This window comes from Flavobacterium sp. TMP13 (assembly GCF_050847115.1).
GTDB lineage: Bacteria > Bacteroidota > Bacteroidia > Flavobacteriales > Flavobacteriaceae > Flavobacterium.
The window spans coordinates 2,231,579-2,249,800 of the sequence record NZ_CP193656.1 but is presented as its reverse complement, the minus strand read 5'-3'; the positions used below and the strand labels follow the sequence as shown (position 1 = coordinate 2,249,800).

General features: G+C 32.7%; 12 protein-coding genes. 6 read left to right on the top strand and 6 right to left on the bottom strand.

Annotated features, from left to right (window positions below; translation table 11 throughout):
* Nucleotides 1-111: 111 nt before the first annotated feature.
* The 3 genes from ACRASX_RS09780 to ACRASX_RS09770 form a co-directional block, all read right to left on the bottom strand.
* Entirely contained in the window at nucleotides 112-1,635 is a 1,524-nt protein-coding gene (locus ACRASX_RS09780; protein ID WP_432221067.1) for a sulfatase family protein, read from the bottom strand.
* Nucleotides 1,636-1,988: 353 nt separating this feature from the next.
* Complete coding sequence (locus ACRASX_RS09775; protein ID WP_432221066.1) at nucleotides 1,989-3,473, bottom strand: RagB/SusD family nutrient uptake outer membrane protein; 1,485 nt, start codon at nucleotides 3,471-3,473, stop codon at nucleotides 1,989-1,991.
* A gap of 72 nt (nucleotides 3,474-3,545) precedes the next feature.
* Nucleotides 3,546-6,617, bottom strand: a complete 3,072-nt coding sequence (locus tag ACRASX_RS09770) for a SusC/RagA family TonB-linked outer membrane protein (protein ID WP_432221065.1) — start codon at nucleotides 6,615-6,617, stop codon at nucleotides 3,546-3,548.
* 1,575 nt (nucleotides 6,618-8,192) lie between these two features.
* Here ACRASX_RS09770 and ACRASX_RS09765 point away from each other — a divergent pair.
* On the top strand, nucleotides 8,193-9,290 hold the full coding sequence (locus ACRASX_RS09765; RefSeq protein ID WP_432221064.1) for an exopolyphosphatase: 1,098 nt from the start codon (nucleotides 8,193-8,195) through the stop codon (nucleotides 9,288-9,290).
* Between the two features lie 91 nt (nucleotides 9,291-9,381).
* Nucleotides 9,382-9,756 carry a hypothetical protein gene (locus ACRASX_RS09760; RefSeq protein ID WP_066307004.1) on the top strand — a complete coding sequence of 125 codons (375 nt, stop codon included), beginning with the start codon at nucleotides 9,382-9,384 and terminating at the stop codon, nucleotides 9,754-9,756.
* 364 nt (nucleotides 9,757-10,120) lie between these two features.
* Here ACRASX_RS09760 and ACRASX_RS09755 read toward each other — a convergent pair whose 3' ends face one another.
* Together ACRASX_RS09755 and ACRASX_RS09750 are read right to left on the bottom strand one after the other, a co-directional pair.
* Nucleotides 10,121-11,383 carry an MFS transporter gene (locus ACRASX_RS09755; protein WP_432221063.1) on the bottom strand — a complete coding sequence of 421 codons (1,263 nt, stop codon included), beginning with the start codon at nucleotides 11,381-11,383 and terminating at the stop codon, nucleotides 10,121-10,123.
* Nucleotides 11,364-11,933, bottom strand: a complete 570-nt coding sequence (locus tag ACRASX_RS09750; RefSeq protein ID WP_231739501.1) for a GNAT family N-acetyltransferase — start codon at nucleotides 11,931-11,933, stop codon at nucleotides 11,364-11,366. The genes ACRASX_RS09755 and ACRASX_RS09750 overlap by 20 nt, the downstream gene beginning before the upstream one ends.
* Nucleotides 11,934-12,656: 723 nt before the next feature.
* Here ACRASX_RS09750 and ACRASX_RS09745 point away from each other — a divergent pair.
* The 4 genes from ACRASX_RS09745 (at nucleotide 12,657) to ACRASX_RS09730 (ending at nucleotide 15,661) form a co-directional block, all read left to right on the top strand.
* Nucleotides 12,657-13,325 (top strand): flavodoxin reductase, encoded by a 669-nt coding sequence (locus tag ACRASX_RS09745; RefSeq protein WP_432221062.1) that lies wholly within the window; start codon nucleotides 12,657-12,659, stop codon nucleotides 13,323-13,325.
* Nucleotides 13,326-13,709: 384 nt separating this feature from the next.
* The gene (locus tag ACRASX_RS09740; protein WP_432221061.1) at nucleotides 13,710-14,183 is read left to right on the top strand and encodes a hypothetical protein; all 474 of its coding nucleotides are present in this window, start codon (nucleotides 13,710-13,712) and stop codon (nucleotides 14,181-14,183) included.
* 198 nt (nucleotides 14,184-14,381) lie between these two features.
* Nucleotides 14,382-14,831, top strand: a complete 450-nt coding sequence (locus ACRASX_RS09735; RefSeq protein ID WP_432221060.1) for a hypothetical protein — start codon at nucleotides 14,382-14,384, stop codon at nucleotides 14,829-14,831.
* 56 nt (nucleotides 14,832-14,887) lie between these two features.
* Nucleotides 14,888-15,661: a Ku protein gene (locus ACRASX_RS09730; protein ID WP_432221059.1), complete on the top strand. Its 774-nt coding sequence runs from the start codon at nucleotides 14,888-14,890 to the stop codon at nucleotides 15,659-15,661.
* On the opposite strand, the gene ligD is transcribed toward ACRASX_RS09730, so the two are convergent.
* Nucleotides 15,658-18,198, bottom strand: a complete 2,541-nt coding sequence (gene ligD / locus ACRASX_RS09725; RefSeq protein WP_432221058.1) for a DNA ligase D — start codon at nucleotides 18,196-18,198, stop codon at nucleotides 15,658-15,660. The two genes, ACRASX_RS09730 and ligD, sit on opposite strands and share 4 nt — an antisense overlap.
* Nucleotides 18,199-18,222 lie beyond the last annotated feature (24 nt).

Sequence of the window (18,222 nt, the reverse complement as noted above, 5' to 3'; positions counted from 1 at the left end):
TATTTTTTTTACTTTATTAAAAAGTGAGAAACATAACGAGTGCAAATTATCTCCATAAAACTCATGATATGTCGGCTTATTTATTTCTAATTTTCATATATAAATATTTTGTTATTCATCGCCTTTTAAATCGTTATAAATTGCAATACATTTTGCTAATTCTTTCTTTTTAGAAGAAGCTAAATTTTGCTGCTGACCTACATCATTTCTCAAATCATACAATTGATATTCTGATGATTTACCAAGTTCAATACCCACATTTTTATTGAATGCTGCTCCATTGTAAGGCGGAATCATAAACCAATTTTCATGTCGCAAAGCCGTATTTCCATCAGCCTCTAAAATTAAACTTTCTCTTCCTTTCATACTTTTTCCTAAAAGTACAGGCCAGTAGTTTTTACTGTCTGAAATTATTTTTTGTTCTCCTGTTAAAGAAGCGAAGGAGGCTAATAAGTCCAGTTGAAAAACTATTGCGTTGGAAACTCCAGGTTTGATTTTTCCTTTCCAGTAGGTAATAAACGGAACTCTAGTTCCACCTTCAAAAAGACTGTATTTCCCTCCTCTTAGTTTTCCTGCAGGCTTATGATCGCCTGTTTTTTCTACGGCATCATCGGCGTAGCCATCGTTTAGAACGGGACCATTATCACTTGAAAATACAATTAATGTGTTTTCTAAAATACCTTCGTTTTCTAAGGTCTTCACAAATTCACCGACACACCAATCGGCCTCCAAAATAACATCACCTCTCGGACCAAGACCTGATTTACCAGCAAATTGCGCTGATGGCGTACGAGGAACGTGCGGTTGCTGCATTGCATAATATAAAAAGAACGGTTTTTCTTTATGAGTTTTTACATAATTCTGCGCTTTAGTTAAAAAACTAGAAGCCATATCTGTATCCTTCCATTTTGCTGTTTCTCCACCTTTCATAAATCCGATGCGCGGAATTCCGTTTACAATACTGTTATTGTGGCCGTGATCCCATTTCATTTTCAAAAGTTCCGGATTTGAAAGTGCAGTTGGTTCTCCTTCAAAATTAGTATCGTAATTTACACTTATCGGATCATTAGCATCCAGATTCGCTACTGTTCCGTTTTCTATATAAACTGTAGGCACTCGGTCTTGAGTAGCTGCCATGATATACGATTCATCAAAGCCAACTTCGTTAGGACCTGGAGTAATTTTTTTATTCCAATCGGTATGACCGCTACCTAAACCCAAATGCCATTTTCCGATAACAGCGGTTTGATAGCCTTCTTTTTTTAACATCTTCGGAATCGTTTCTTGCGTGGTAGTTAACAATAATGGTGCAGTTCCGGGTAAAATTTTAGCATTTTTATTACGCCAAGGATATTGTCCTGTTAACATGCCGTATCGACTTGGCGTGCAAGTTGCCGAAGTAGCGTAGCCGTCGGTAAAACGTATGCCTCCTTTTGCCAAAGCATCAATATTTGGTGTTTGAAGCGCTGTTGCTCCGTAGCAACTCAAATCACCGTAGCCAAGATCGTCTAGATAAATTATAACTATATTGGGTTTTGACTTTGCCTCTTTTGATTGAGCTTTACTGCTATATAATCCAAGGTAAAAAAAACTTAGTAGCAGAAGAAAACAACTGTTCTGAGTACTTATTTTCATGATATTTAGTTTAGTTTAATTTAAATTTTATGGTTTCAAGCAACAATACAATACTGACTGGAAGTCTAACTTATATTAGTAATAATTGGGAATCGATTGGACTACAATTGGATGATTTTAGGAACTCTAGAAATTCAAAAATAGAACTCTTTGTTTCAAGAACACACTAGAACCTACCAGTTATTTTTATGGCTTTAGAGCAAAAAGATATTTTATATTTTTGCTATTTAGCTACTTGTTTAGGCATTAAAAAAAAACCATTACTATCATTCACTGAATTTTAAACATCGGTAAATGAGAGTAATGGTTTAACTTATTTTACTATTGTAAGTAAACAAACACTTACTTTGGACCTATTTTACGAAAGGAATCGGTGCCCAGTAATATTTATGACTTGCATCGTCTGCTTGATTGATAAGAGCAGCTTCGCTAGCATCTCTAGTCGAATTCATTTTTTGAACCGTTTCTGTTCTCAATAAATCAAACCATCTATTACCAAATTCAGCTGCAAATTCCCAACCTCTTTCTGCTACAACAGCATCTTTAAAATCTTTTGGTGATAAACCTGCTGTCAAGTTTGCCAATCCAGCTCTAGTTCTCACCTTGTTTATAGCTGCATATGCAGAAGCATCTGCACCAGAAGCCATAGCTTGCGATTCTGCATAAATAAGCAATACATCAGAATAACGAATTAGATAACTAGTTGCGTCTCCCCACCAGTTTGGACTTGAATGGGTAGCCCAGTCATAATCGTTAGTATCTCTGTACTTCCAAAAGTAAGGATGCTTTTGTTGTGTTTGTTGCCAAGTTATTACATTATTAGGGTTGTTTTTTACAAAATATTCTTCTTGATAGGTAGCCGCTTTTCTAGGACCTTCAGGAAAATTTTTATAAAAAGTAATATCTCCTAATAAATCATCCCAACCACCTTCTTCAAAATCTGGACCTGTTGACAATGGTCCATTTTGGCTACCGTTTTCCCAAACATATTCAGGAACATTTACATTATAGTAACATCCAAAAACAGTTTCTTTATTGAATTTGTTCTTAATTCTCCATAAATCACCATAATTAGGTAAAAGATCATAGCCCCAAGTTGCACTATTATCAATTACTTCTTTGGATTTTGCAGCTGCTAACGCATATTTACTTTGGTCTTTAATTGGCCATCCTGCCATATTTAAATACACACTAGCTAGCAATGATTTAGCAGATCCTTTTGTTGGAAAAATATCAACGCCATTTTGTTGCTTTAAACCTGTCCAATGATCTGGTAACATGGTTTCTGCTTTTTGAAGATCGGCAATCATTAATTCATAGATTTCTTGCACTTTTGCATTTGATCTATTTTCATCAATTTTAGTATCGGTAGGCATAGGAACTTCACCCCATGTTCTTGTTAAATAAAAATAACTGATAGCACGCATAAAGTAACCCATACCACCTGCATTATTTCGTACTTCTTCTTTTACATCTGTGGCCTCATTATAATTAGCAACAAGTGAATTAGCCGATTTAATCGTACTGTACGCATAATTCCAAAGCGCTGTCATTCTATTATTGGACGACGTTGCATTAAAAACATCAAAATCAGAAAATTCAATTTTGTTACCAGTTCTTTTCGAAGTAATATCATCAGCAGCATAGGCAGGACCCTGCAATTGATTGAACATACCATTAAACTGCACCACTAGAGCAGCTTGAGCCATGTCAAAATCTTGCTCTGTTTTATAAAAATTACTTGGCGTTAAACTTCCTTTAGGATTCTCGTCTAAAAAATCACCTGAACAAGAAGATAAAAAGGCTGCCGCTAAAAGGCATATAGAATATTTTTTCATCGTTTTATTTTTTATAAATTATTTTAAATTATTCCCTTATCACTAGTACAAATAATAAGGGAAAAAATTTTATTAAAATCTAATTTGACCTCCTACTGTAATAGTTTTAGGTGACGGGTAAGCTCCTAAGTCAACACCTGCATTAGTGTCTCCTGTTACTGTACTTGCTTCTGGATCAAATCCTTTGTATTTTGTAAATGTTAAATAATTTTGTGCACTTACTGTTAATTTAATGTCTGCAAATTTTAATAAGTCTTTAGAAATATCGTAAGATAAACTAATGTTCTTCATACGTACATAACTACCATCTTGTAAAAACTGAGTAGATTCAATCCAACTCTTACTTGTATTACCAGGATTTGCCCAAGTTGAACTTGTGTTTGTTGGAGTCCAGTAATTTGCAGCATCGGCTAGCGTAATAAATTTATTATCACTTGTAGGAATTGCAGCAGCAGCATACGTTGCGTTAAATACTTTGTTTCCAAAAGATCCTTGAAAGAAAACGTTCAATTCGAATTTTTTATACGTAAAAGTGTTATTAAATCCTGCTTGAATTTTAGGAGTTGCAGATCCAGAAACTACTCTGTCTTCAAAACCGATAGAACCATTTCCACTTACATCTTTATATTTTGCATCTCCAGCTTTGTGAGTTCCTTCGTCTGTTTGGTATACTCCTTCCCATGGAATTAAATAAAACGCACCCATTGATTCTCCAACTTTAACAACCTGAATATTAGTAGTAATTAAACCACCACCAATGTGCGGAATGTTGATATAATCGTCTTTACCTAAACTCTGTACTTTATTTTTGTTAGAGGCAAAATTAAAACCAGAAGACCATTGAAAATTATCTGTTTTGATCGGTGTACCGTCAATTACAAGTTCAAATCCTTTGTTACTTACCACTCCAACGTTTTTGAAGAAAGAACCTCCACCGTCATAATTATTTACAACTGTTTTTAACAAAAGATCTGACGTTTTTTTATCGTAGTAGTCTGCACTAATGTTTAATCTATTGTTTAAAAATGATACATCAATTCCAAAATCTTTTTGCTCAGTAGTTTCCCATTTTAAATCTGGTGTAGATGGACTACCCAAACTGTATGCTGGAGATAAAACACCCGTTCCATAAGAATAGGACAAGTTATTTAACAATCCTAAAGTGCTGTAAGGATTAATTGCTTGGCTACCTGTAATTCCCCAACCCGCTCTTAATTTAAGATTAGACACAACGTCTAGATCTTGAATAAAAGACTCATTTGAAAGTTTCCAAGCAGCACCTACAGAAGGAAACGTACTCCATTTGTTATCTCCTTGAAATTTAGAAGAACCGTCACGTCTTAAACTTGCTGTCAATAAAAATCTATCATCATATCCATAAGAAACACGACCTAAATAAGACAACAAAGAGTAATCAGAATAATAAGAAGAAATCGCTTGAGAAGCATTTAATCCTAAATTATAATAGCCGTTAGTTAAAGACGCTAATCCAGAACCAGATGCTTTAAAACCGCTGTTTGTATTTGACAACGACTCCAATACGGCTACAGCATTAACGTTATGCTTGTCAAAAGTTTTATTAAATTCTAATATACTACTGTTTTGGAACGTGTAATTTTCAGAATACGATTGACCAGAACCATAAGATGGTTGCAACCATTGGTTTTGCAAATACGCTGCTTTTTCATTTAGCATTTCTAAACCTGAGTTATTAGTAAATGAAAGCCAATCTGTAATTGTGTATTTAATTTTACCATTAAAAGATCCAATATTTCTGAAAAAGTCTTTGTTGGTTTCTTTACTAGTCATGTACGGATTGTTCCAAATTGGTGAAACTCCTGTCACATTGTAAATTCCTTCCGAATCATAAACCAATTCAGTTGGTGCCCAAGTAACTGCACCCATAACTGGATTTCCTTTGTAACCGTAGTCATCATTATTATGACCTTCAATTCTACTAGCAAATACATCTACTCCAAGACTTAATTTACTACTAATTTTAATATCAACATTAGACCTACCTCCAAACTTCTTTTGCCCTGTATTGATTAAAAGTCCGCCTTGATCAATATGAAATCCAGAAACAAAATATTTAACACTTTCTGAACCACCAGATACAGACAATTGGTTGCTGGTTGTAATAGAGTTTGCAAAAATTAAATCTTGCCAATCGGTACCTTTACCAGCAAATGAATCTGGATTAGCAAATGCTCCAGGCGCAGAAAGGTTAGCAATTTTAGCATACGTTACTGCGTCCATTACATCATACTTTTCCATCGGAGAGTTAAAACTGGTAAAGTTGTTAAACTCTATTTTAGCCACGCCCGATTTTCCTTTTTTAGTAGTTATGATAATTACACCATTTGCTCCTCTTGAACCGTAAATTGCAGTAGCAGAAGCATCTTTTAAAACTTCCATCGATTCGATATCGTTTACATTGATTTGGTTGAAACCAATACTTCCTAAAGCAATTCCATCAACTACATACAATGGTGAATTTGATCCGTTGATCGAGTTCGCCCCTCTAATTCTAATTTTCACATCTCCACCTGGAGCTCCAGAGTTTGCGCTAACAGAAACTCCAGCTACTCTTCCTTGTATTGCCGCAGCACCGTCTAATACAGGCTGATTTTTAAATGCTTTTGCAGATAAAGTAGAAACCGACCCTGTTAAGTCTTTACGCTTCACAGTACCGTAACCTACAACAACTACTTCGTTCATTTGCTGAGCTTGCGATCTTAAAACGATAGTCAGCATGCTGTTGTCCTTAATTTGAACTTCTTGATCAGTAAACCCCAAATAAGAAAAAATAAATACGTCTCCTTTTTTAGCATCAATGGTAAAACTACCATCCATATCACTACTTGCTCCCATTTGAGCTCCCTTTTTAACGATATTCACTCCAGGAAGCGGCAAGCCTTGTTCGTCAACTACTTTTCCTGTAATTTGATCAAATGCAACATCACTTGCTTTTACCAATTTTAAATTCGTATTGATTTCGATACTTGCCACATTTCTAGTAGCAAGGACATCGTATTTTTCTAAAAATTTAACTTCGTTGCTATTTCCAGCGTACGAAGTAGTAGCTATCATAGATCCTAGAACCAATTGTAGGAATACGATTTTATTTTTATTGAAAATCATTTTAGTTTTATTATTTATAACCATTATTTAGTTTGTTTGTTAGTTCATAACTTTTACAATGCGTTACTATCACTTGACAATAACTTTTTTATCAGGAAGAATTTAAAAAAAAATCTTCCTGATCTTTTTCGATTAATTTGTTAAGTCGGTTTTCCCTTTTTCATATCTATTGTTTTGATTAGTATTTGGCTTTTAGTTTTAGTTAATTTTTTATTAAAATATTTTAATTTAGATTTCAAAAGTAGAACGGATTTTTAAAAAAGCATATCACTACCAACCAGTTTTTTTATTAATTGTGAAAAAAAAATAAAGCATTAGTACATTTTATACGGCTTAATTAATAAAAACATAAAGAAAACTCCGCAATCGAGATAGTCGAAATTATAGTTGTCGAATAAAAATTCGTAGGATTATTTTTGGTTTTTAAAAATTTTATCGCAGCTGTCAATCGACCAAAATTCATTTTTTTATCTGAGTTTCTATGGATTTTTGAATTAATTATATTGACTAATATTTAAGATTACTTCCTATTTTACAGCTCCACATAAAAATAAAACAGCTACTACATATTCTTTAATTTAAGTTTTTTTTTAGAAGAATTTTCAGTGTAATCAGTACGTGCCATAGCACCTGAAGCTTATTTTATATCGTTTTTATTTGTAAGAGTACAATTGAATTTTTTTTAAATAAGATCTTTCTACTAGTACAATCAGAAATTTTAGACAGAACGAAATTTTGAGTCAGAGATCAAGAAAAAATGTTTTTAAACAGTGCCTATCAAATTATTTATTGGTACATGATACAACTGCGACGAACAATTTATCTCAGTATTAAATAGTCAATACAATAATTTTCGTCCAATTAAAACTGGTAGGTACTGATATGGGCTGATAATCCCGTTTTACGTATAAATCACGATAATCTTCTAAGGTCGAAAATAACACAACAATCAAATATCAGCGAGCTACAAAGAAATTTCATCAATGAATCTGCTTTTTATTTATAAAACTGAAGTCAAGTACTATCCAATTACTACAACTGTAATGAAGTAATCGGTAGTTCTAAAAATTTAATTAGCTCCATATTGCAATCTTATTCATGTATTTTCTTTATTGGTATGAAATAAACACCGGATCCTATTGGAAAATAAAAATTCCTTTAACGGCAAACATCTATTCGCTCTTATCGTAAAAATTGGAGTAATTTTATTTTAAAGTAGCTACAGTTGTAAGAGAGCAAAAACGAAAAAAAATCAGTCATTTTAATTTTCGCCACTATTTTCTCTTAACTTTTAAGAAAAAAAAAAGAAAAATCGATAATTTCAATAAATATTACATTTTAAATAAAAACATTAAAATATTTTTTACTGTTAAAATAACGAATAAAGAGCAATGAAAAAGGTTTAAATAAAAGGTTGCTAATCTTTGCAATACCATTCGCTACATTTAAATTAAAAATAATTCAATTCACTTTTAATAGCTTGAAACCTCAAAATAATCTCATAATTTTGCACTTCATTTCTACATACTTGTATATACAAGTATATTGTTAAATACCACTTTAAAACAGAATTGAATGAAAACAAAATTACTTCTAAGGACTATTTTTTATATCCTTATATTATCCTTATCCTCTACAACTGTCTTTGCACAAAAAGAACTTTACGCTGGTATTGAAATTGGAAGCAAGGGTGTCAAAATTTCGGTAATTCACGTGAGCAACATCAAAAAAGGTAATTACGATATTATTGCCTATTGGACTGAAAATGTCGGAATAGCGAAAGGAATTCAAATCGATGGCAAATTAGATCAAAAAGATATTGATAGAGCCGCAGCAGTCGTTTTCGAAAACTTAGCCAAAATTAAAAACAAATACGCCGTTGCCGATGACAATATTTTTATTGTTGGTTCTTCGGGAGTAGCTATGGCCAGTAATACCCAAGATTTAACTGCAAGAGTAAAAACACTAACAGGAAAAGATCTTGAGTTTATTGATGTAGAAACCGAAGGAAAAATGCTCTTGAAAGGCTGTATACCTCCAAAAGACTACGAAAGCGCTATGGTTTTAGACATTGGCGGTGGTAACACTAAAGGTGGTTATGTAGATACTTTAAATGACAATAAATTTGAATTCTTTCCATTGTCATTAGATTATGGTACCATAACACTAACTGAAGCAGTAAATAAAACAATCGTTAACAAGGCCGATATCGATAACATCGAAGTGTATAAAGAGAAGTCTTTTGCTTATATCTCGATGTTAAGAGAAAAAGTAGCAGCCATGTTAAACTCAAAACCAATTGTAAACCGCAAGAAAAATGTATACTTATCTGGCGGAGCACTATGGGCTTTTAATGAGTTGTACTATAATGATAGTGCAAATGATAAAAATTTAGTTCCGATGAAGCTGCGTGATGTTATGGAGTATGATGCGATACTAAAGAACAATTTTAGCAAATTCGAAACATTATCAAGAACAAACAGTAACGCTAAAAAAGTAATAGAAACGTACAGTCAGAAGCATTTAATTTCTGCCAATAACATTTTGCTTACTTGTTTAGAAACTATCCCAGACATAAAGAGTAAAAATATATATTTTGCTAAGGAGGGTCAAATAGCTTGGCTGGTTTCTTATGTTGTAGACCGTTCTAAAAAAGTAAAAATTAATTTTTAATTCCGCTTTTATCCACAACTAAACTTGCTCAAGCCTTAGCAAACTACTTAGGCTAACCTTAATTAGTAGTAATTTTTTAATATATATAAAAATGTCAGATTTTTTAAAACAATTCGGAGAGGAAATTAAAAAAAATATTCCTGGTTACATTGCAGTTGCTGTTACCGAAATTAAAAGCGGAATTTCATATTACAGTGATTCTGCAATAGCTGGATTTGATCCAGAACTTGCATCGGCTTTTAATTTAGAGGTGGTAAAAGCAAAACTTAATGCTATTAGCGCATTAGATTTAGATCAAAAAATTGATGATATTTTGATCACATTGACTAATCAAATACATATTATTGACATTTCAGAGAACAGCGAGTACTTTATTTACTTAGCAGTAGACTCTACTAAAGCAAACTTAGGTTTAACTAAGGCTTTACTTAATAAGTATAAAAAAGAGATTGCTAGTAAACTATAGTTTTAGTTTACTTTAAAATTTACCTGATTTTTCCCCAATAGATTAGTGTATATTAAAAAACCTACTTAAAATTACTAAAGTTTATTGATGCTATGCATTAATAAACTTTTTTGCTTTAATAGTGTTTCGTAAACGTAATTGTATTGGTTTCTGCAATTGTCTACCAATTCAGAAAGTATCAAATCAGAAGCACGTTGCATACCACTGAGCAAAAAAAATTAAGCCCAATATAGGTTAGGCTTAATTTTTAATGTGAAATTTTATATCGCACTATATATTTTTAATACAAATACAAGCTGTTGCTTTGGAATTAAGATGAATATTTGAATTCGTAGTTAATTGTCACAATATTTTGACATTAAGTTTAACTTTTTTCTGTAGCGAAAATAGATTGTATAATTTTAGCATTGATCTCTAACTTCTCCTTTTTAACGATGAAGACCAAGCGATACGCGATAGCAAAACCTATAAATCCTAGAAAAGCTAAAAAGATCCAATTGGTTCTGTAACCATAATTTGCAATGATTTCCATACCTGTTTTAGTACTCAAAATTTGAGCAACGCTATAACTCATGGTAAAAATAGACATGAATCTTCCTTCCTGTTTTTTACGCGATCGCTGTTTAACAAAATGGTTAGCGAACGGAAATGTAAGCATCACCCCAATTGTCATAAATACCATCATTAAAACTAGTGATACCACACTTCCTTCTACTAAAAGAAACAAATAACTTATTGCCATGGCCAAAACTCCTACCGAAACCACTGCCAAACGATCAATTTTCTTTTTTTCGACATAGGTTACAATAGGCAACTCAAACAATAAAAGTATGATCCCGTTTAAACCCAAGAACAATCCCGCTTGAAAGCTAGAAAAATTAAAACCTTCTTTATAAAATAATGATAAAGTGGTGAAAATTTGAAAAAACAAAAATCCCGTAATTAGTGTCACCACTAAGTGAATGAGAAAAGGTTTATCAGATAAAATTGAGTCAGTATCTTTTAAATGTTCAAATTTCTTTAATACATACAATAATTTCTTTTCTTTTACATAGATTGAAAACAACAAAACACTTAAAACACAAGTTAAACCATCAATTACAAACAGCATATCATAGTCTAAAAACGTGATTATAATACCTCCTATTACTGGTCCGAACATAAAACCCAAATTTACCGATGATCGAACGAGCGACAATGCTCGGGTTCTTTCTTCTTTACGGGCATAGGTATCTATAGAGATTAACATGGCTGGTCGATACATATCTGCAACGGTAGTTAGCACTAATACGCCACAGCAAAAACTAAAAAAAGTAGTTAGAAAAGGTAAAATTAAAAATATTAAACCTGTTGAGAACAAACTAAAAACCATGATTTTATAAAAGCCAACTTGGTCTGCTAATTTGCCACTGATCCATGTTCCTAGAAAAGAACCCACACCAAAAAACACCATTACCCAACCAATTTGACCGTAAGAAAAATGAAGTTCTTCGAGCATGTATTTAGAAAGAAATGGCACAACCATCGCTCCTGCTCTATTGATAAAAGTAGTAATGGCTAAAATTTTAATTTCAAGCGAAAACCCACTGAAATTTTTAAGATAATTTTTAAGTAATGTTTTTATCATATAATTTATTTTTATAATTTATTTTTAATTCCTGCGTCAGCTGCAGTTCGTAATAGTAATAATTGGCTATAAAGTTCATTCGTCTAAAACCAAAACTTTCGTACAGCTTGTGTGACGGATAATTATCAGCGTCTGTATTTAAGGAAATATGATTTACTTTGGTTGTCGAGGCAAAATCAATGCATTTTTCTAAAATTTCACTTGCAATGTATTTTCTTCTACAATCTGGTTTGACATATAAATAAGAGATGTGCCAATTGTAATGGATCGCAGATAATGGATTTACTTTATAATATAAGAGTATAAAAGCAATGAATGTATCTTCGTGTTTTTTTACAAAAATTTTAGCCTTATTTCGCATCATTTTATTTTTGATAAAAAGCGCTGCATTTTGCTTGTCAAGCAGTTTATCGTCGATCAATTTCGATTCGTAAATTATATCCGACACTAAATCGAAATCTTTAAACTTTATCTCTACAATATCATCCAAATTATCCATCAAAAAAAAGCGAATTAGATTAAAAAACTGAATGAATTCAGGAGTTGACAAGACTTGAAAATAATTTTTAAAGTGATGCAAACTTATATAAAATTTTCAATAAAAAGCAATACTTTAACTTAATTATACTGAGAAAATTAGCTCTTTTTTTTAGTACGATTTCTCTTTCTAGCAGCGCCCAAAATATTCTTTTTAAAACGTGAAATGTAATCAGAATTAAGTCCTTATATAAATCAAAATAACTTCACATTTTCTAGGCTAAAATCAGACAAACAGCTATCTATTTAATCTAAATAATCTTTAGCGTTCACTTTTAAACTTCACTGTAAATTTGACGCCAACGCTAAGTGTGTTTTCATAACATTTAGTGTTAATTAGTAAATATATCCATTTACGAAATATTTGAAATTGACGAAATCTAGTCAACAAATATTGTATCGCTCACCACTTTTCTTCTTTTTATCTACTCTACAATTATATAATAAATTTTATAAAAGCAGCTACACAATACAAAAAGAACAATTAAAATAACCTGATTTTCAAACAACTAAAGCTTATCTTTGATAGAATCATTATTTACGCTGCGATTGCAAATTGAATTAAACGCAATCACAATTGTGCTACAAAGCAGCAAAGCTAATTGTAAAAAGAAAATGCAAAAATCATATTCGACTGCTAAAATTTTTGAATTTCAACTGCATTACTATACCTAATTTGTGATGTTAAAAATTGTATTACTTTAATTTTAGATCGAAAAAATAAAAAAATACTACCATGGGACAACTTGTAAAAATTCAATCTTTAGAAAAAATCACGCCCGATGTACTTCGAATTCAGTTTGAAAAACCAGAAGGATATTCATTTATCACAGGTCAAGCAGCAGATATTTCTTTTGATGAAGAAGGCTGGAAGGACAAACTCAGTTGCTTTACGTTCACCTCATTACCCGAAGATGATTTTTTAGAATTCACTATGAAAACGTATCCCGTGCACGAACGAGTAACTAATAAAATGCTTTCGGCCAAAGTTGGAGATCAACTTGTACTTGAAGAAGCTTTTGGCGACATAAAAAATGAAGGCGAAGGAATTTTTATTGCTGGTGGAGCTGGTATTACTCCATTTATTGCTATTTTAAAAGTATTAGAGAAAAGCGGAAAAATCGGGAACAGTAAATTAATTTTTGCCAACAAAACCAGTACTGACATTATTGATAAAGTATATTTTGAAAAAATATTAGATAAAAATTTTATCAATGTTCTTTCTGAAGAAAATGTAGAAGGCTACGAGCATGGTCGTATTTCTGCTGAAATAATTAAAAAATACGTGAAGGGAAATGAAGATAAATACTACCTCTGCGGTCCACCGCCGATGATGGAAGCTGTCGAAAAAATTTTAGCATCGCTTGGCATTACTGTAAATCAAATTATTAAAGAAGCTTTTTAAATTTACACATCAAGCATGTCAATTCTTTTTGAGGAAGCAACACCGTGTCAGTTGTATCTTTTTATAAATTTTTTGCAACCGTAACGAAAAACTGGATTTGTCGAATGTACTTACTGCTTCAATAAGCCTACAAAAACCCAACATAAAGTAGTGCTTTCATTTAAAAAGAGAATTAGATCCGTTTTGTGCTCAAAATTAAAAGACTAATTGAACGTACAATGAACATTAAAAAAGAGTAAAACGATTTACTGGCATCTAAAGTCGATTTCGAGAATAAAATCGTACAACAGTTAAATTTACGACTCTACTTCATTCAATCTTAATTTTTTATAATTACCTTTGACACGTAAAGCACTCATAAATAAATACTTAAATAGTACTATTATGAAAACAGTATTTTTAACAATCGCTTTTTTTTCTTTGGTTTTTATATTCAAGATAGATGCACAAGACATCCTAACCGAAAATACTACACCGCCTTTTGAAGTGGCACGTACATTTGAAAAAATCTTCCCGAAAGAAATACCCAAGTGGTCGAAAGACTATGAAGGACAAGACCACGATCAACTTATTTATAGAGCAAAATTTAAAACTGCTACTGCCGAAGGTTTAGCCGTATTCGATAATGTCGGAAACTTAAAAGTGTACGAGTTTTTGATTCCGATCAAAGACATTCCAGCAAATGCAATTCGGTATCTCAACGACAATTACCTTTACTTTACAATCACCGAAGCAGCCAAAACCATCGAATCTAGTACTGTTACTACTTATGAAGTAGGAATTGTTAGAGATCACGTTTTTTATGACGTTGTTTTTGATCATGATGGTAATTTTTTAGAAATTGTAGAAAAAGACTAGTATTTGTTTTCTGAACAGATGCTGATGTACTCAAATATGTATAAGTTTCTACACGGTATTTTACCTTGACTACTCACTCCTAAACGCTTAAAAATAAAATACAACCAACTGAAAATTATATAATTGAAACGAAAGTATATATAAAAAATTTGATTGTGGAGTAGCTACTTTTAATTGAACAAAATTAAAAATCACAGTATGGAATTTTCAAATCATAGAAGCAGTACCATTGTAAACAGAGATTCACGAGATAACCAGTATTTTCCAAGTCCGAAGTCGCACTCTAATCCAGAATATTTTTCTAAAAAGAAAAATTCTGTAACCCAAGAGGACGAAAGTAATTCCTCCAATGCATCCCCTACCAACTCAGGTACTGATCCTGTTTTAAAAGATGAAATTATTACGAACGATCAAGAGCACGATACTTATGAATCTCTTGTACTCGATTCTCCCAAAAAGACAGACCCCGATAAAAAATATGCACCTCAACCAGAAGATCCAGATCAAGACAGTACCACAGACGATGAAGATATTTATGTAGATGTAGAGCATATGCCGAGCAACACTGCCACTGAATCTCCGATAGATGAATATTCGGGAAAAGATGTAGAAGAAAGTGATCCTATCGATAATCCTAGCTTATATTAAATTTATAGCCTTTACTATAAAAACACTCGGATTACTTAAACTATAAATTTTAATATATGAGATCAATTTGGACTGGCTCCATTAGCTTTGGACTTATTAATATTCCCGTAAAACTTTTTTCTGCGGTGCAAACTAGTACTTTGGACTTAGATATGCTGGACAAAAAAGATCATGCGAATATTAAATTTAAACGCATCAATGAAAATACGGGCAAAGAAGTTTCTTATGCTGATATTGTAAAAGGCTATAAAATCGAAGATAAATATGTGGTTTTGGATGATGAAGATTTTGAAGAAGCCGCGGCCGTAAAAAGTAAAACTATTGACATTTTGAGTTTTGCATTAGAAAAAGAAATTGACAGCTTATATTACGAACAACCGTATTATTTAGAGCCTGACAAAGGCGCAGCCAAAGCGTATGCTTTATTGCGTGATGCCATGGAGAAAACAGGCAAAGTGGGTGTGACTAGCTTTGTCCTGCGAAACAAAGAAGCTTTGGCCATTTTAAAACCGTATAAAAATGTAATTGTTTTGAATAGGATTCGTTTTGAACAAGAAATACGCGATACCAAAGACTTAAAGTTACCTGCAATTTCTAAGAAAACCACAGCAAAAGAGTTGGATATGGCCAATCAGCTGGTCGAACAATTAACTGAAAAATTTGATATTTCTGCTTATAAGGACGATTACTCTAAAAATTTACTAGCAATTATTAAAAATAAATCTAAGGGAAAAAAAGCAATTGCACCTAAGTTAGAAGTTGTTCACAAACAAAATGATGACCTAATGGAAATGCTTAAAGCGAGCCTCGAAAAGAAAAAATCTTCTTAAGAATTATAATTCTTTAAAATTTCCAACATATCAATGCCAGGACCTAATACCGGCTTCCACAAATCGCCTTTTTTTTCAAATCGCTGCAATACATTCTTAATAGTAAATTGAGAGGGAGATAATTTGACATTTACCTCGCTCCATTCTAGCGGAGTCGACACTGTAGCTCCTCTTCTAGGTCGAACAGAATAGGGAGCTGCAATAGTTTGGCCTTTTCTGTTTTGCAAGTAGTCAATGTATATCTTATGGTTTCGCTTTTTTATACTTCTCTCTAAAGTCGTGGTATCTGGTAATTTTGCTTGCACTTCACGAGCGATAAGTTGTGCAAATAATTTAACCGAATCGTACTCGTATTTTGCTCCCAAAGGAATGTAGACATGCAAACCAGTTGCGCCAGACGTTTTGCAATAACCATCAACTTCTAGTTGATCTAATACTTCTTTTACCGCTAATGCAGCTTGAACTACTTCTTTAAAATCATCTTTTTCAGGATCTAGATCGATCACCAGCCAATCTGGATTGTCGAGATTTTTGACAGTCGAATTCCATGGATTTAGGTCAATACAACCTAAATTTATCATGTACAATAATGTCTCTTTATCATTGCAAATGAGGTACTCTATTTCGGACTTGCCCGATTCTGAAGCTATTTGTTTTGTAGTGAGCCATGAAGGAACCTTTTTTAAATCGATATCTTTTTGATAGAAGCTTGGTTGATCAATTCCATTCGGGAAGCGATTGAGCGATTCAGGACGACCCTTTAAATATGGTAAAATAAAAGACGCAACCTCATCATAGTAAGCGATAAGATCTCCTTTGGTTATATTATCTTCAGGAAAATATATTTTACTTTGATTGGAAAAAACTAATTGTTGCTTTCCGATTTTTTTCTCAAAATCATTTCTCAAAGATCGATTTGGCTCTAATTTTTTTTCTTTTATTTCATTTATTTCAGTTGATTCCGCTGCTACATTTTCATGAAAAATAACTTCCTCAACATTTTTATCTAGTCGGAGTCCGCTATAAACAGGATGTCGCAATTTTCCGTCTTTAGTAAATTGTGCAAACTTTACCGAACAGACAAATTTTGGTTCTACCCATTGAATCTTTTCACGCAGCGCAATTTTTTTGATAATTGGAGAATCAGTTACGAAAAAAGGCAGAAATTGTTGGTGCAATTCATGTAAATTTTGTTCAGTAAATCCTGTTCCGCACTTACCAATGTAAGTTAATCTTCCGTCTTTATACTGTGCTAAGAGTAAAGCACCAAAATGACTTCGAGAATTTTTAGGTTCTGTAATTCCAATAATTACAGCTTCTTCTTGCTGCAATACTTTAATTTTAAGCCAATCGTTGCTCCGCTTTGATATATGATAGTTACCATTGGCTTTTTTGGCCATTATACCTTCCGCATTTAAGTTCTCGGCTTGTTCAAACGCAGCAATTCCTTTTTCATGAATGTGCTCTGAATAAAATACTGTAGAAAGATTTGATTTTGTAAGTAAGTTTTCTAAAAGCTCTTTCCGCTGTAGTAAGGTAAAATTTGTAATGTCGTTTTCATCGAGGTTTAGCATATCAAATACATAATATTTCAATTTACCTTTGCCCGTTTTAATATAGTTTTGAAGTAATTCAAAGTCAGATTGACCATACTTATTTTCTACAACCACTTCTCCATCCAAAACAACATGATGATTTAACTTTTTTAAGTCATCAGTTACCGATTGAAAGTCAGTCGTAAACGATTGCTCATTTCGACTGTACAATTGAACTTCGTGATTCTTAATAACAGCAATAGTTCTGTATCCATCGTATTTATTTTCAAAGATCCAATCGGCATCATCAAAAGATTTTTTTGCTGCGGTTGCCAACATTGGACTTTGAAAAGCCACTGGACTTCTATTGTAATGATCCGCTACTTTTGTTGACTTAACACGAGCTTCTGATCGCTTTTCCTGTTCGCTATTTGCCGTCACTGCTTCTAAAGTAAGACCTGAAATAGCAGAAATATCATTTGTTAGAATATCGGTATCGGTTGCAAAAGAATCTTGCTTTTTAAGTAACAACCAGGCATTTTCTTGCTTTCCTTTTAGTTTAACCAATGAAAAAGCACCTTTCAATTTTGTACCGTGTAACGTAAAACTCAAATGACCTTTTTTTAGATCTTCCGTTAGTTTTTGTTCGTTAGTTTTGTTCTTATCTTCATCATTAGATTCATACGTTCCGGTATCCCAAACAATAACATTTCCAGCACCATAATTCCCTTTCGGAATAGTGCCTTCAAAATCTTTGTAACTGTACGGGTGATCTTCAACCATCATAGCCAAACGTTTTACAGTAGGATCTAGTGATGGTCCTTTTGGGACGGCCCAACTTTTTAAAACACCCTGCAGTTCTAGCCTAAAATCATAATGCAGATGCGATGCCGCATGTTTTTGAACTACAAAAATCAACTTATCTGATGAACTTTCGAGTTTACCTTTCGGTTCAGATGTATGTTTAAAATCGCGCTTTTGATTGTATTTTTCTAAAGACATAATTCTATTGTATCATTTTCATTA